The 14610-nt window shown below is 59.0% G+C and carries 18 protein-coding genes and 1 pseudogene; 4 read left to right on the top strand and 15 right to left on the bottom strand.

From position 1 onward, the window contains the following. From EN925_RS04725 to EN925_RS04695, 7 genes are all read right to left on the bottom strand, one after another. Positions 1-404: Rieske 2Fe-2S domain-containing protein (locus EN925_RS04725; RefSeq protein WP_164894135.1), on the bottom strand; the 404-nt coding region annotated here is incomplete at its 3' end. Positions 405-671: 267 nt separating this feature from the next. Further along, a complete protein-coding gene (gene fsa, locus EN925_RS04720) occupies positions 672-1328 on the bottom strand; it encodes a fructose-6-phosphate aldolase (protein ID WP_064994263.1) in 657 nt (218 codons plus the stop codon). A gap of 124 nt (positions 1329-1452) precedes the next feature. Next, the gene (locus tag EN925_RS04715) at positions 1453-1824 is read right to left on the bottom strand and encodes a DUF488 domain-containing protein (protein ID WP_127369255.1); all 372 of its coding nucleotides are present in this window, start codon (positions 1822-1824) and stop codon (positions 1453-1455) included. Then, complete coding sequence (locus tag EN925_RS04710; protein WP_127369254.1) at positions 1821-2042, bottom strand: hypothetical protein; 222 nt, start codon at positions 2040-2042, stop codon at positions 1821-1823. The genes EN925_RS04715 and EN925_RS04710 overlap by 4 nt, the downstream gene beginning before the upstream one ends. A 34-nt stretch (positions 2043-2076) precedes the next feature. Next, entirely contained in the window at positions 2077-2502 is a 426-nt protein-coding gene (locus tag EN925_RS04705; RefSeq protein WP_224674324.1) for a cytochrome c family protein, read from the bottom strand. 99 nt (positions 2503-2601) lie between these two features. Beyond that, positions 2602-4371: a GMC family oxidoreductase gene (locus EN925_RS04700; protein WP_127369253.1), complete on the bottom strand. Its 1770-nt coding sequence runs from the start codon at positions 4369-4371 to the stop codon at positions 2602-2604. Positions 4372-4398: 27 nt separating this feature from the next. Next, positions 4399-5169 (bottom strand): gluconate 2-dehydrogenase subunit 3 family protein, encoded by a 771-nt coding sequence (locus tag EN925_RS04695; RefSeq protein ID WP_127366336.1) that lies wholly within the window; start codon positions 5167-5169, stop codon positions 4399-4401. 223 nt (positions 5170-5392) lie between these two features. On the opposite strand from EN925_RS04695, the gene EN925_RS04690 reads away from it, so the two are divergent. Further along, a complete protein-coding gene (locus EN925_RS04690; RefSeq protein WP_224674321.1) occupies positions 5393-6343 on the top strand; it encodes a LysR family transcriptional regulator in 951 nt (316 codons plus the stop codon). Between the two features lie 690 nt (positions 6344-7033). Here the strand turns inward: EN925_RS04690 and EN925_RS04685 are convergent. The 3 genes and pseudogenes from EN925_RS04685 to EN925_RS04675 all read right to left on the bottom strand — a co-directional run bounded on the left by EN925_RS04685 (position 7034) and on the right by EN925_RS04675 (position 10011). Beyond that, positions 7034-7654 carry a Tim44/TimA family putative adaptor protein gene (locus EN925_RS04685; protein WP_164754921.1) on the bottom strand — a complete coding sequence of 207 codons (621 nt, stop codon included), beginning with the start codon at positions 7652-7654 and terminating at the stop codon, positions 7034-7036. A 56-nt stretch (positions 7655-7710) separates the two neighbouring features. Further along, positions 7711-9306, bottom strand: coding sequence for a cytochrome c oxidase subunit I (gene ctaD / locus EN925_RS04680; RefSeq protein ID WP_127388283.1), 1596 nt, complete (start codon positions 9304-9306; stop codon positions 7711-7713). Positions 9307-9407: 101 nt separating this feature from the next. Beyond that, positions 9408-10011: pseudogene (locus EN925_RS04675) on the bottom strand (5-formyltetrahydrofolate cyclo-ligase). 190 nt (positions 10012-10201) lie between these two features. On the opposite strand from EN925_RS04675, the gene EN925_RS04670 reads away from it, so the two are divergent. Then, complete coding sequence (locus EN925_RS04670; protein WP_245460868.1) at positions 10202-10822, top strand: LysR family transcriptional regulator; 621 nt, start codon at positions 10202-10204, stop codon at positions 10820-10822. After that, complete coding sequence (locus tag EN925_RS40555; protein ID WP_245460869.1) at positions 10819-11046, top strand: hypothetical protein; 228 nt, start codon at positions 10819-10821, stop codon at positions 11044-11046. The genes EN925_RS04670 and EN925_RS40555 overlap by 4 nt, the downstream gene beginning before the upstream one ends. 81 nt (positions 11047-11127) lie before the next feature. On the opposite strand, the gene EN925_RS41445 is transcribed toward EN925_RS40555, so the two are convergent. From EN925_RS41445 to rnk, 3 genes are all read right to left on the bottom strand, one after another. Continuing rightward, entirely contained in the window at positions 11128-11256 is a 129-nt protein-coding gene (locus EN925_RS41445) for a hypothetical protein (RefSeq protein WP_263499052.1), read from the bottom strand. 96 nt (positions 11257-11352) lie between these two features. Further along, positions 11353-11754, bottom strand: a complete 402-nt coding sequence (locus EN925_RS04665; RefSeq protein WP_127367934.1) for a nucleoside-diphosphate kinase — start codon at positions 11752-11754, stop codon at positions 11353-11355. 323 nt (positions 11755-12077) lie between these two features. Continuing rightward, the gene (gene rnk, locus EN925_RS04660; RefSeq protein WP_064994272.1) at positions 12078-12542 is read right to left on the bottom strand and encodes a nucleoside diphosphate kinase regulator; all 465 of its coding nucleotides are present in this window, start codon (positions 12540-12542) and stop codon (positions 12078-12080) included. A gap of 478 nt (positions 12543-13020) precedes the next feature. Between rnk and EN925_RS04655 the strand changes: the two genes are divergently transcribed. After that, positions 13021-13878, top strand: a complete 858-nt coding sequence (locus tag EN925_RS04655; protein WP_127367935.1) for a universal stress protein — start codon at positions 13021-13023, stop codon at positions 13876-13878. Positions 13879-13885: 7 nt separating this feature from the next. On the opposite strand, the gene mnhG is transcribed toward EN925_RS04655, so the two are convergent. After that, positions 13886-14275 (bottom strand): monovalent cation/H(+) antiporter subunit G, encoded by a 390-nt coding sequence (gene mnhG / locus EN925_RS04650; protein ID WP_127367936.1) that lies wholly within the window; start codon positions 14273-14275, stop codon positions 13886-13888. Next, positions 14272-14553 carry a K+/H+ antiporter subunit F gene (locus tag EN925_RS04645; RefSeq protein ID WP_064994275.1) on the bottom strand — a complete coding sequence of 94 codons (282 nt, stop codon included), beginning with the start codon at positions 14551-14553 and terminating at the stop codon, positions 14272-14274. Before EN925_RS04645 ends, mnhG begins: the two co-directional genes overlap by 4 nt. Between the last annotated feature and the right edge of the window lie 57 nt (positions 14554-14610).

Raw genomic sequence — 14610 nt, 5'->3', positions numbered from 1 at the left:
ACAATGACGATCTTCTCGGGGACTTGGCTGGAGCCTCCAGAACGCGGTTTCGGAACCATCCGTTTGATTTTCTCGCCGACGAATATCCGATCATCGCGTTGTTCCACCGACCAGCAGGCGAGTGGATTGAAGGCGGGGGCGCGCAAAGCCTCGCCTGTGCGCAAATCGAAGCACGCATGATGCCAAGGACACCGGACGGTATCCTCCACCACAAGACCCTCGACGAGCGGCCCGCCGTAATGCGTGCAGGTCGCCCCGACGGCGAAGACCTCCGCCCCGCGGCGCACAAGCAGCACCTGCTCATCGCCGCAATGGCCGACAAGCTTTGCGCCATCGGGAAGATCGGACAACGCGATCCCCTGGACCAGATCCGGCCCGTTCGGTTTGTTATGGCCTTCAGGCATTTTCTTCTCCTTTGGCGATCAGGTGTTGAAATCGCCTATACCGACGAGAAGCGGGAACTCAGGCCCGCCAGCCTCTGAATACCTTCACCTGATTGTGCGTCTTCAGGCTCTCGGCACCGCTTGTGCTAAACGTGCAGCCATGGACTCGATGCCGATTGGACGTCTGTTGTCCGTAGTTTCTCGCCATCTCTGCTATCATGCAAACGAATTTAATCGACAGTTGTGTGCATTATTTATGATTGCTCTCGCGTGATCCCGGGCAGGGAATTACAGGATTACTTGCCCCGTCTTACCCCAGTCGGCGAGAAAGGACGCCAGGCCCTTGTCGGTGAGTGGGTGTTTGGCGAGGTTTCTGAGCACCGCAGGTGGTACGGTCGCGATATCGGCGCCGGCGATCGCCGCCTGTTTGACATGGAGAGGGGTGCGAATTGAAGACGCCAGGATCTCCGTCGTGAAGGATTTGTCGTTGTCGTAGATCTTGCGGATTTCCCGGATCACCTCCATGCCGTCGAGCCCAAGGTCATCAAGCCTGCCGACAAACGGCGAAATGAAGGTCGCGCCTGCCTTGGCGGCGAGCAATGCCTGGTTGGCTGAAAAGCACAGGGTGACATTGACCTTGTGGCCGAGTTGACTAAGCGCCCGGCAAGCCCTGAACCCATCCCAGGTCGATGGCACCTTGACGGCTACATTGGCGGCAATGCCGGCCAAACGCTCTCCTTCGGCGACCATGCCGTCGAAATTGGTCGCGGTGACTTCCGCTGAAACCGGACCCTCGATCGTCTGGCAAATCTCCTTGATCACATCCCTGATGGGTCGTCCGGTCTTTGCTACAAGCGACGGGTTTGTGGTCACCCCGTCGAGAACGCCAGCGGCGGCAAGCTCACGAATTTCGGATATATCGGCGGTATCGACGAAGAATTTCATCGTCTTCTCCTCTAAGGTGAACGCCCATCGATCATTGGATGGGTGTTTTCTGCTTTGGTTCCCGGAGAGTTTGTTGTCGTGGCCGCGATCGCACGCCCAATGGCAATGGAGGAGCGCCCCGTCACTATCGGTGTCTCAGCAAAATCTCTCTAAGGACAACGGCGTCGTTGTGGGCCTCGTCATGAGCCGAGTAGACGAGTGTAACGGTGCCCTGCCGTATCAGGTCGCGCAGCTGTTCCAGTTCATCGCGATGCTCATGGATTTCCGCCGCATATCGCCGGCGGAATTCCTCCCAACGGGCTGGATCGTGTCCGAACCATTGCCGAAGCTCGGTGCTTGGCGCGAGTTGCTTCATCCAACAGTCGATGGCGGCTTCGGTCTTCCTGACCCCGCGCGGCCAAAGCCGGTCAACCAACACTCGCTTGCCGTCGTCGGCAGCGGGACTCTCATATGCCCGTTTCAATTTTACTCTGTCATTGAAGATTTTTTCACTCATCGACCTCGTGTCCCGTCTCCCTCCGTCTCGTTGACCGCATCAAGAAGTTCGGAGAATTCCTTTCCAAGGATCGCCTCGTCGACTTCGTCCAATACGACCAGAAAGACGTCGCCGTGATATCGCTCGATCCAGTGACGACCCGCTCCATGGCTGCGCAGGTAGTCACCGATCCGATGGATCGAGGAATATCCCAGGCCCTTGTGCAGCAGGAACTTCATAAAGGTCGTGCTTTGCGATCCGGACGGTTGCCCCTCACTCAAGGATCGACTTCTGTCCTTGGGCGTTGAACTGTTTCAGGTAGGCGATCACGTCGGCGATGTCCTGGTCCTTGCTGAGACCGGCAAATGTCATCTTTGTGCCGGGGACCAGTTTGCGCGGCGCGTGCAGATAGATCGTCAGGGTCGGTTCATCCCAGGTCAGACCGGAATTCTTGTTCGCCGCGGAATAATTGTAGCCCGGATACACGCCGGCCGCTCGGCCGACGATGCCATTCAAAACCGGACCTACTCCGTTCTTTGCGTCTGGGCCGACCGAGTGGCAGGCCATGCACCTCTTGAAGACGGCTGCGCCGGCTTCGGCGTTGCCGGGGGATGCCTCCAGCGCATGGGCCGACCCGACTGTAGTGAGAATTGCGGTTGTCAATCCAAGCAAAGTCGATTTCATGTTTGCTTCTTTCAACGCGTTTGTTGCGGGCTGGTCCCGGCCGACCCGGCCCTGGCGATATGGGGTTCAAACCCTGCCTGCCGGATCCGAACCGCGGATCCGGCAGGCGTTGCCTCAGGAGGGAACCAGTGCGCCGGGATTCTTCAAATACTGGTTCTTGATCGCGTCCACCGCCCAGTAGGCAAGAGCGCCTACGGGTCCGGTCGGGTTCTTCCCGGCGTTCTGGGGAAACACGCAAGCGCCGGTCACGAACACGTTCGGGACATCCCAGACCTGAAGGTATTTGTTCAGGACGCTGGTGCTCGGGTCGGCTCCAAACACTGCCCCGCCCGTGTTGTGCGTGCTTTGATAAGGCACGATCGAATAGGGCACGGGAGGGATGCTCCGATCAACCTTAGTCGCACCCATCTCCTTGGCGATCTTCACGCAGATGTCGGCCTGGCCGTTCATCTGCTTGACCTCGTTGTCCTGGAAGTCGAACGTCATCCTCATCAATGGACGCCCGAACACATCGGTGAAGGTCGGGTCGAGGCTGAGATAGTTCTGCCGGTAGGCCATCACCGCGCCCTGGTTTCCGACACTGGCCGCGTGGTCATAATTGTCGACCACTGCCTTTTTCCAGTCGGAGCCCCAACGCGGCGTGCCGTGGGGTGTTGGATGCGACTGGATCGGCCGGGCGCCCGAGTTGCTGCAGCTGATGCCGCCGCCGCCGATATAGCCGGCCTTCACGAAATCGTAGTTGTCGCCGTTGAAATCATCCATGCAGGTGCCGAGCGCGCCGGCGCCCATGAAGCGATTGAGGATGGTTTCCTTGTCGAAGAAGGCGGTAGCCCCGCCACCGCACTGATAAGCATAGTTGCGGCCGACCACGCCCTTGCCCGTGGCCGGGTCATAAGGCACGCCGATGCCCGATTGCAGCAGCAGGTTGACATTGCCGAGCGCATAGGCTGACAGGATGATGAGGTCGGCAGGCTGTTCGAACTCCCGCCCGCGTGCGTCGAGATAGGTGACGCTGACCGCTTTCTTGCGGGTCGAGTCGAGATTGACCTTCAGCACGATCGAGTTGGTGCGCAGCTCGAAATTCGGGTTCTTCAGCGCCAGCGGAATGACGGTGAAATGCGGGCTAGCCTTAGCATTGGCCTCGCAGCCGAAACGCTCGCAGAAGCCGCAATAGTGACATTGGCCGAAGGCCACGCCATCGGGATTGACGTAATCGCGCGACGCGTTTGACGACGGATTGGGGAACGGGTGATACCCGAGATTACGGGCCGCCTTCTCGAACATCACCATGCTCTGCGCGGCGATCATCGGCGGGTTGGGGTATTCCTCCTTTCGCGATCCTTCGAAGATGTTGCCACCATCGATCTTTCGGCCGTTGATGTTGCCGGCCTTGCCGGAGGTGCCGCAGGTCTTTTCGAACCTGTCGTAATAGGGCTCGAGATCGTCATAGGTGATCGGCCAGTCCTGCAGGTGCATATCCGAAGGGATGATCTTGTCGCCGTATTTGTCGACCGTCCGGGTGCGCGCCTGATGGTCCCATTCGAGCCAGCGCCAGGTGACACCGTTCCAGTGCACGCCGGCGCCGCCAACGCCCTGGCCAGGCAGGAACGAGCCGAGTTGCCGCATCGGCAGCGCCGTTTGCGATTCACTGTTGCGGAACGTGATGGTTTCCCGCCGGACGTTCTGCATGAGATCGTGGCGGGCGGCGTAGCGCAGTTCGTCATGGATCTGTGGGTCGATGAAGTCCGGATTGGTGTCACGCGGGCCTCCCCGCTCAAGGGCGACGATTTTCAGCTTGGTCGAAGCAAGTTCCTTGGCAATGATGCCGCCCGTCCAGCCCAGGCCGACAATCAGGACATCAATCGCGTTCAATTTGGTGGCCATGTTATAGTCTCCTTGTTCTTTCGCCGATTAAACGAGATCCTGGATGCCCTTCGGTTCAGCCGTATAGAGCTTGTTCCGAAATGGTTCGATCTTGTCCATATACATGGCGTCGGCGCCTGGGAAACCGATCATCTTCCAGGCCGCCCTGTCCTTGTTTCCGCCATACATCGGGTCGGCCAGATAGCCCTCGACCGTGAGTTGGAGCAGAAGCCCGAAGAAGGTCGCGGTCGGCACCGTCGGAAGCTCGACCTTCTTGCCGTCGAGTTCGGTCATCACCGCGGCACGATCCTTTGCCGAAAGGCCGTCGAAGGTGCTCTTGTGGTTTTTCTGTACGTAAGCGCTGACGTCGGCGATCCCAGCACGGATCAGTTCCGATGGCGTCATCGGCAATTGATAGCCCTGCTCGGGCGTACCCTCGCCAAATGGCCCTTCCAGATACAGGCGGTCGCCCTTGCCGTATCCGCCGGCCATCTGCCGGTCGATATAGATCGCGACGCCGAGTTCCTTGGCGCCAGGGCCTGTTGAGTCGCTTGGAATGAGCGTATCGACAGCCGCCTCGATGAAAGCGGACTCATCGATGTTGAAGAATTCGTAGCCAATGCCTCCAGCCTGAGGTTCGGTGGCGACGGCAACGTGATGATGTCTTGTGTCAGCGGTCGCAGCCATGACTTCGTCCGCCGAAGCGGATGCCCCAAGCGGCAGGGTGCTCGCCGCCGCTCCGGCAGCTCCAGCCGCGCCGAACAGCTTCAGAAAATCACGCCGCCCCACATCGCCTTTGCTCTTTTCTTCCCTCGACATGATTCCTCCTGTGACGCTGCAGGCAAAACGATGGGTAGGTGGAGAGAGCCTTGCGCTCCGCTCCAACCGGCGCTGCGCAGCATCCAGCGCTAAGCTTGGTGGATTTCTCGGAGCGTATTGCTGGCGTATGCCGCGTAGCAAACGAATTTAATCGGCAAATGAATACAGATTTTATGATAGATCCGAATCGTTGTTGCTATTGGACTCGATACGGCTTGATCGAATGGCCGCGATAAAATGGGGGCACTTCAGAGCGCAATTTCACTGTCATTTAAATGCAGTTTTTATGTTATGTTTTTTCATGGACGTCGAGCTTGCTCGTTCTTTTCTTGAGATTGTTTCCAGCGGAAGCTTCATCCGGGCCTCCGAACGGTTGAATGTCGCCCAGACAACCGTGAGCGCGCGAATTCGAAGCCTTGAGCAACAACTAGGTCGCCAACTTTTCGTCCGCCACAAAGGCGGCGCTTCGCTCACTCCCGCCGGCGAGCAGTTCCTGCGCCACGCTCCGATGTTCGTTCAGTTGTGGCAGCGCACCCTTCATCAGGTTGCTGTTCCACCCGGCAGTCGTGCTGTTCTGACTGTTGGTAGCGAAATCAGCATCGCCGAGCCCCTTCTGCTCGACTGGGTTCGATGGATGCGTCAATCCCTTCCGGATATCGCGCTTCATGTGCACGTCGATGTGCCGCAGGACCTAATCGATCAAGTCGCATCCGGGCTCGTCGACGTGGCAATCATGTATGCGCCCCAGCATCGGCCCGGCCTGAAGATCGATCTGCTCATGGAAGAAAAACTCGTGCTCGTGACAACCGATCTGGAAGCACGCCTGGCGGGCAGCATAGACTACGCGCACATAGACTGGGGGCCAGATTTTACGTTTCATCATGGCATGAATTTCCCTGACGTCGCGCCGGACCTTTTTATGGATCTCGGCCCGCTTGCGCTCAGCTATATTCTTTCGGTTGGTGGATCCGGCTATTTCAGGATGAGCGCGGTACAGCCTCATATCGAGGCCGGACGGCTTCACCTCGTGCCCGAAACGCCGCAGTTCTCATATCCCGCTTACGCCGTTCAGTCTGCCAACGCAGATGAAGCCGTGGTGGCCCCTGCCATGGCTGGATTGCACTCTGTCTTGAATGGCGATGCTTTTTTAGGTTTCCCACCGTCTTGCACATGAGGATGCTTGATATCGTTCACATCGCGGTACCGATCCCGGATTGGACGAGGGTGACAACCAGTTGACGGGTTGCCGATCAATTTTGTACGAAAGTGCGGTCGATGGACCGGGCTTTCGAGATGTCCGCCATGCACTAAGGGATGGCTTTTTTGCCTTTCTGATGCATCTTTGGTGTGGCCTGGGTCTTGACTGAGATGTGAAGAACCCCAGTCCGGCGCTACTCAGGCAGGAGACTGGCTGGCGCCGATTGTCACCTGTGTGAGCGATCCCGAATTTGGAAACGTGGAAGCAGCGTGTAACTCTGCAGTGCGTTTCCAGCCCAATTTCGGCCGCCATCAAAAAAGACAAGCGACGGGCAATACGATGGCTATCTCGCCACGATACCGGGCTCGTCGCAATGTTCCAGCGAGGCCAGCAAAGAGTCTCATGGCGTTGCCGCCGAAACTAAGACAGATGCAAGAAAATTGCGTTGAAATCATAAGTGTCGTTTCACAACGAAGGCGCCGACGCCAAACCGAAGACCCGACCTAGCCGGGAAGCCATCAACATGTCTCCACCGCACCTGCAGCGCAGATGCGTTTCAAACGTCATCACCGCCGGTCTCTTAGGTTAATCACGGCGCACGCGATGAAAGCCACACACAAGCGTCCAAGCGTCGCCCTTCAGCGGTCACCGGAATGACGCAAGCAGCTAGCCGCCGTCTGTGGCGATCAGCATCCAATTTCGCTTCCTTGACTGGATGTCACTGGCAAACGTCCACGTATCGATCACTTCAATGATCTGCTGGGGATCTCCTGAAACGATGTCGTTGTTGGCCGAGCGTGTAACGCTGACCACGTCGGAAACGAAGCGAACGGCAATCTCAGCGGTACCATTCTCCTCAAGAGCGTCGACGACCTTTGCGTCGTTCGTGCCTATAAAGGTGAGTTGCAGCATCTCCGCCCGATCCCGGCGCCCGGCAATCGCCCGTTCGAAGATGTCGAGCACTTCCGGTCCGACAAGGCGCTTCAATGTCTGGATGTCCGCACTTGCATAGGCCAACAGGACAACTTCATAAGCCGCCTTGGCGCCGGCCAGAAACGTGGCAGGGTCAAAACTCGGATCGCTCTTTCGGATAACCTCCAAGGGCGTGTCGCCGGAAGACGTGATTTCGTTACTTCCGGCTAGACGCTCAGTCGGCGCATCGTCCGGTTTTGCCTTGTCATCGCCCGGACGTGACTGACGTTTGCTCCAACTGCCTAGAAACGCCCAATAAAACGCGATGATCGCCATGAGCAGTATCTGGTTGTTTGGGTCTGTGGTCTCGTTCATGAAGTTCTCCCGACAAAATGTCGAAGCGGGCGCCGGTTCAGAACCGGAGGTGACTTTTAGACAATGCGCGGCAGCCGTTCCCATTGATGGAATGGCGGCGGCGACGGCAGCAGCCATTCGAGCGTGGTCGCACCTTCGCCCCATGGATTGGCGCCAGCTTGACGCTTGCGGGCGAAGGCCTCCGCGACCGCGATGAAGAAGACGATAAGTCCGGCCGTAGAAATGTAGGAACCGATCGACGACACGAAATTCCAGCCGGCGAAAGCGTCGGGGTAGTCGGCATAACGTCGAGGCATGCCAGCCATGCCGAGAAAATGCTGCGGGAAGAAGACGAGGTTGACGCCGACGAACATCAGCCAGAAATGCAACTTGCCGAGCGTTTCGTTGTACATGTAACCAGTCATCTTCGGGAACCAGTAGTAGAAGCCGGCGAAGATGGCGAAGACCGCGCCCAATGACAGCACATAGTGGAAGTGGGCGATCACAAAGTAAGTGTCGTGATAGACGCGGTCGATACCGGGGTTGGCAACCATGATGCCAGTGACACCACCGATGGTGAAGAGCAGGACGAAGCCGAGAGCCCAGAGCATGGGGGTCTTGAACTCGATTGATCCTCCCCACATGGTAGCCAGCCACGAAAACACTTTCACCCCAGTTGGAACGGCGATGACCATCGAGGCGAAGGCGAAGTAGCGCTGGGTGTCCAGGGACAGGCCCGTGGTATACATATGGTGTGCCCAGACAACAAAGCCGATCGCACCGATTGCCACCATCGCATAGGCCATCCCGATGTAGCCGAAGATCGCCTTCTTGGCGAAGGTCGAGATGACATGGCTGATGATGCCGAAACCAGGCAGGATCATGATGTAGACTTCGGGATGACCGAAGAACCAGAACAGATGCTGGTATAGGATCGGATCACCGCCGCTGGACGGTGCGAAGAAAGTCGTCCCGAAATTGCGATCAGTCAAAAGCATGGTGACGGCACCGGCGAGCACCGGCAGCGACATGAGAAGCATGAACGCGGTGACCAGCATCGACCAGGCGAACAGAGGCATCTTGTGCATCGTCATGCCCGGTGCGCGCATGTTGAAGATGGTGGTGATGAAGTTGATCGCGCCGAGAATAGAGGAGGCGCCCGAAAGGTGGATCGACAGGATGACCAGGTCGACGGCGGGACCCGGCTGGCCGTCCGTCGAATAGGGCGGATAGAGCGTCCAGCCGCCGCCGTGACCGAGCGTGCCGGGTGCTCCCGGAACGAACATTGAGGTGATGAAGAGGATAAACGACATCACCAGAAGCCAGAACGAGATATTGTTCAAGCGCGGAAAGGCCATGTCGGGCGCGCCGATCATGATCGGCACCATCCAGTTACCGAAGCCACCGATCAGCGCCGGCATGAGGACGAAAAAGATCATGACCAGCCCATGGGAACTGACGACGACGTTGTAGACACCCGGATCGCCAAATATCTGCAGGCCCGGTTCCTGCAACTCCATGCGGATCAACACGGAAAGCGCGGTACCGAAGACGCCTGCCATGATCGAGAACAGCAGGTAAAGCGTCCCGATATCCTTGTGGTTGGTCGAAAACAGCCACCTGACGAGAAACCGGGGCTTGTGATCATCCAAGGTTGTGGCGGGATTGGACATGACGTGCTTCCTGCTTTCACTGCTGGCTGGCAAGACGGCCTCAACAATGGACGGCATCTGCGATCCGCCGTCACAAAAGGATTAGCCTCGCCTGCGCTCATTCATTCATCCGTGACGATCACATCCATCGGAATGTCATGTGGCTGCGGATAGATGGTCTGGGTTTTGCTGCTGGCGTAACCGACGCCCACGACGAGAGGCCGCTTCGGCGCGGCGGCCAGGGTCCGGTCGAAGAAGCCGCCGCCATAGCCCAGGCGATAATTCGCCTGGTCGAAACCGACTTACGGGCGCGATGACCACATCCGGCTGGACCGAAGGCCCGTGTGACGGGACAAGAATATTCCACATTCCGCGTTCCAGTGGGTCTCCCGGTCCCCAAATACGAAACTCGAGCGGCCAGCCTTTTTTGATGACGACCGGCAGCGCGATCCGCCCGCCGCGCTCGATCACCCGGATCGCCCAGTTGCGAAGGTCCGTTTCCCCTCGAAAAGGCCAATAGCCACTAACGATGCGGCCGCTCACCCGGCCGACAGCCAGATCGAGAGCGGAAGCGATGCGCAAAGACTTCGCGAGGCGTTCCTCGGGGTCTACGGCTAGACGCTCGTCGATCAGGCGCTTGCGTTCCGCCTTGCGCCACCGACAGACATCCGACCAAGTGTCCTGCGCGATCGAATCCGCGCCATATCCCGGAACAAGTTCGTGCATGTAGCACGGCGGAGAGGCGTACTCTTGCGTTTCCAAGGGACCATCCTCCTGATCTGGCATTGCGCGCTCCATTAACCGTCGCAGCGGAAACCGCTCGGCCTCATCAAGGTTGCGCTGTGTAAAACAGGAAGGCAAACGGAATTAAATGCTGTATTGGTGCAAGATTATTGCACTGAACCGAGAAGCCCCAATGGACATCGACCGCGCTCGCACGTTTTTGGAAATCGTCCATTCGGGCAGCTTCCTGAAGGCTGCGGATCGCCTTCATGTCACGCAGACCACCGTAAGCGCACGCATTCGCACGCTGGAGGAGGAGCTCGGACGTCAGCTCTTCATCCGTAACCGCAACGGCGCGCAACTGACGCCGGCGGGCCGGGAGTTCGAGCGGTTCGCCCAGTCATTCGTGCAAATCTGGGAGCGCGCCCGCCACCAACTCGCCATCCCATCGGGACGGACAAGCGTCGTCGCCCTTGGCGGAGAGCTCAGCTTGTGGAACCCGCTGCTGCTCGACTGGCTGGTCTGGATGAAGAACGCCAGGCCGGAAATCGCCATCCAAGCCCAGGTCGGCGTACCGGACCAACTGATCGAGCAACTCAGGACCGGTGTTCTTGACATTGCGGTGCTCTATGCGCCGAGGTTGTTGCCGGGATTCAGGGTGGAGCTTCTCGTTGAGGAGCAACTCGTTCTGGTCCGGACCATGGACCGAGACGGGGAACCCGGCGGCTCCAAGGACTATGTCTATGTCGACTGGGGCCGCTGTTTGCGGCCCAGCATGGTGCCAGTTCCTCTGCCTTCGGCGAGCCGGGATTGATGGTCGGCCTGGGACCGCTGGGGCTGAGCTACATCTTGCGCGCCGGCGGAATGGGTTATTTCCGCAGGGGCGCAGCAGCTCCCCATATCGAGGCCGGGCAACTGGAGGTAGTAGAAGGCGCGCCGGAATTCACCTATCCGGCCTATGCCGTCTATTCGGAAGCAAGCGAGGCGCGAGCCGACGTACAGGAGGCGCTGCGCGGCCTGAAGCAAGTTGTGAATTGAGCGTCGCTCCCGGCGCGAAGCCATGGTTCGCGTTTGACCGCAAAGACTGCAACGGCAAGCTGGTCGGCTTCGCCGGTTCATCTACATTTCGATCAAAGCGTAGGCCAGGCCAAAGATTCCGGTCATTAGAACGGCGAAGAATGCCCAGCCTCTCAACGCGGCTCGCACATCTTCAGGCTTGGCGCCCTTCTGGTTGTTGTAATCATCCATAATCAGACCCTACTTTGTTGGCCTCAATTGATACAGGGCAAGGCCCGACGGGACGCTTGTCCACCCGCCTTCACAGCCTTCGGGACAGTCGAGTTCTCAGGCGGCCGATGGACCCGGGTCGTCGAACCCGGCATCGAATGCCGCCGCGACTTTGCTCTGAGCTTCGTCGTGCGGTTCATCGGAACGATGGACGACGCGCAGAACCGGTCCGTCCGGTCGCCACGAACCCGGCTCGGCAACGCCCGCCAGCTTCAGCCTCTCGCGCCTTGCGGCTTCTGGCTGATAAACCACTTCATGTACGGTCAGCGTTTCAAGGCTGGCGTCCGAGGTCGGAATGGAAATGGACTGACCCTCGGCCAGACCGAGCAGCGCCAGGCCGCGCGGATTGGTGATAGGCAACAGCATGCCAACCAGACCGCGCATGTGGTCATGGGCGACGATGCGGGTTTCGGCAGGGCCGTCGTTTACCCGATAAGCCACGCGGCTGCTGAGCGTCACGACGTTTGCCGGGGATGTCTTCCCGAAACATCACAACTGCGCTCGAAATCTTCCGTTGAAGGATCGCCGACAAGGCATCGCCGAGGGCAGGTCGGCGCTCCTGCATCACCTCAAGAATGGTGTAGTCCTTGGTGGTCAGTTGGCAGCTATCGATAGTGGGCATGGCACGTCTCCAGCCGGCCCTGTGCAAGGGGTCCGGCGTCAGGCAATTGATCGGGTTTGAAAGCTACCGCTGTGCCGGGCCAGGATAGGCCGGCGCAGGGGTCACACTCCCGCGATGAGGCTGCCCGCGTGATTGAGGAGACGGATGCCAACGCCCATGTCTAGACGCCCGCAGCGATTGTCGAAGACGCTGGCGCGCGCCGATCGGCCACATCGCCTGCCGGAGCGGGCTGGCTCACATCAAGCACCAGCAGTTCATGCCGACGCCCGTCTCGGGCGGTCCACATGATCGACTGCCCAGCCGAGAGGCCGACCAGGGCCGTGCCAATCGGCGTGAGGATTGAGACCTTGCCTTCGGAGATGTCCGCATCGCCAGGGAAAACCAGCGTCACCGTTTTCCGATCGCCGGTATCGGGCTTGAAAGTCACGGTCGAACCCATCCGGACGGTGCCGGCGGAGACCCAGCCATCAGCGACGATGCGGGCGCGCTCGAGTTCGGCGAACAGCTCATCTGCCGCCTCCGGATTTCGGGCGGCAACGGTGTTCGCGAGCGCCGACAGACGCGCGTGGTCCGACTTCGAAATGCGGATGTTCGGCTTGCGCCGGCTTTTCGTGATGTCTTGCATTTGAGTACTCATGTTTCTGCCTCGCGTCCGAGCCCGGCAAGGGATCGTCAGCGGTTGTCAGTGCGACGGAAATTTGTTGCTGAATGCGCCGATGCCGCAGGGACTGATGCGACCCTGCGCCAATGTTACATGTTCAATTTTTACATGTTCACCCCTCGGCTCGGGGCGCGCATGGCAGCCGAGCCGGGGGTTACGATCCCGCTATGGGGCAAACCCGGAAAAGAAAATCGCGACGGATTTTGGCGACGGTGCTCATACCCTATAGTTGGGGAAGCAATCTGCGAAGTCAAGGCGCTCGACGTCAGACTCAGCGGCAAGAGAAGCCGATCAAGCATTTCCGGCGGCCCTTGCAGCACAGTAGAGCCGCCGCCTAGGATGCCACTCCGAATACGCGATAGCATCGTCAACCAGATTACTAGCCAAAGTACGCCCAACGACCGGCGGTTATGATTTCAGGGACGAGGAACAAGGAGCTGCCATGAAAATCCTTGCCGCGACAGATTTTTCCACCCGTTCGCTACGTGCATTGCGGCGAGCTGGCCTTGTGGCTCGGGACGTCAGCGCCGAACTCACGCTTGTCCATGTCGTCGACGACGACCAGCCCGCAGATATACTCGAGCTCGAAAGACGCGAAGCACAGCGATATCTTGAAGAACAAATGGCCTCGATCCCCGAACTGCAGGGGCTCCGCTGCAGGTCCACGGTTGTCGCCGGCGACCCGTTCGACGGCATCCTGAAAGCGGCCGCAGCGAGCTCGGCGGATCTCATTGTCATGGGCGCGCACCGCAAGCAGTTGCTCCGCGATATTTTTGTCGGAACGACCATCGAACGCGTGATCCGTACCGGACCATGCCCGGTCCTCATGGTGAATGCTGAGGTGGAACATTCATACAAAAAGGTGATGGCCGCCGTGGATATGTCGGAGCCGTCCGCACGCGCAATCAGGACGGCGAGGGAAACCGGGCTCATAGGCGACGCCAGTCTTTCGCTGGTCCATGGTTTCGATGCGTTCGCCAAGGGAAAAATGTCCAATGCTGGAATAGGCAAGGACGAGATAGCGCGCTACGTGGCGGCAGAACGTTTGCAGGCGGGTAGGGAACTGGTCGCGTTTCTGGAGGCGAACGACTTTGGCGTCGACAACTGGTCGCTGCGTATCAAGGAAGCAGGCCCCGTCGAAGCAATCATGGAGGCGATCAAGGAGGTGGCGCCCGACCTTCTGGTGATCGGAACGCATGGCCGTTCGGGTCTCATCAAGGTACTTCTGGGCAGCGTGACAGAAAGCATTCTGCGATCGGTCGACGTGGATGTTTTCGCGGTGCCGCCGATCCGAAGTTGATCGTGGCCTACGCGCCAGATGATCGTGGTTGTTCGTCTTGGGATTCTGCGGCCATCTCGAATGGCGGGACGCCATCGTTGCCTTCGCTGCGGTCTCGGTAAAGCGACGCGCGCGCCAGCAGCATAAGCGAGACGGGTGTCGTGACAGTCACGAACAGTGCGATCAGTATCTCGTGCAGGAGAGGTTTCGACTGAAGCACGGAATGAAAGATGATCGAGGCGATCAGAACACCGCCCGTGCCCCAGGTGGTCCCTAGCGTCGGGGCGTGAATTCGTTCGTAAAAGCTTCTGAACCTCAGGAGCCCGACCGACCCGAGCAGGGTCAGCGTCGACCCCAGGATCAAGAAGAACCCCGTGAGCAGAGCAGCCCAGACCGGCAGGTCGGCGACAGGGGTCATTCTATTACCTCGCCGCGCATAAGGAATTTCGCCAGCGCCACGGTCGAGACAAAGCCAAGCAGCGCGATCACCAGGGCAGCCTCGAAATAGACCGTGCTGCCGGCACGGATGCCGAAAGTCAGCAGGAGAAGCATGGCGCCGACATAGAGCGCATCGAAGCTCAGGATCCGGTCCTGCGCGCGCGGCCCCCGAACGAGGCGCAGCAGAGCACATGCCATGGCGGCGACCAGAAGCAATTGAGCGGTGGTGACGGACCATGCGATTATGACGCCGCTCATTCGAAAATCTCCATCAACCGTCGTTCATAACGCTGCTTGATCAGGTCGATCCTCGCC

This window comes from Mesorhizobium sp. M7A.F.Ca.US.006.04.2.1, from assembly GCF_004022915.1.
GTDB classification, from domain to species: domain Bacteria; phylum Pseudomonadota; class Alphaproteobacteria; order Rhizobiales; family Rhizobiaceae; genus Mesorhizobium; species Mesorhizobium ciceri.
This window is presented reverse-complemented; position numbering and strand designations above follow the sequence as displayed.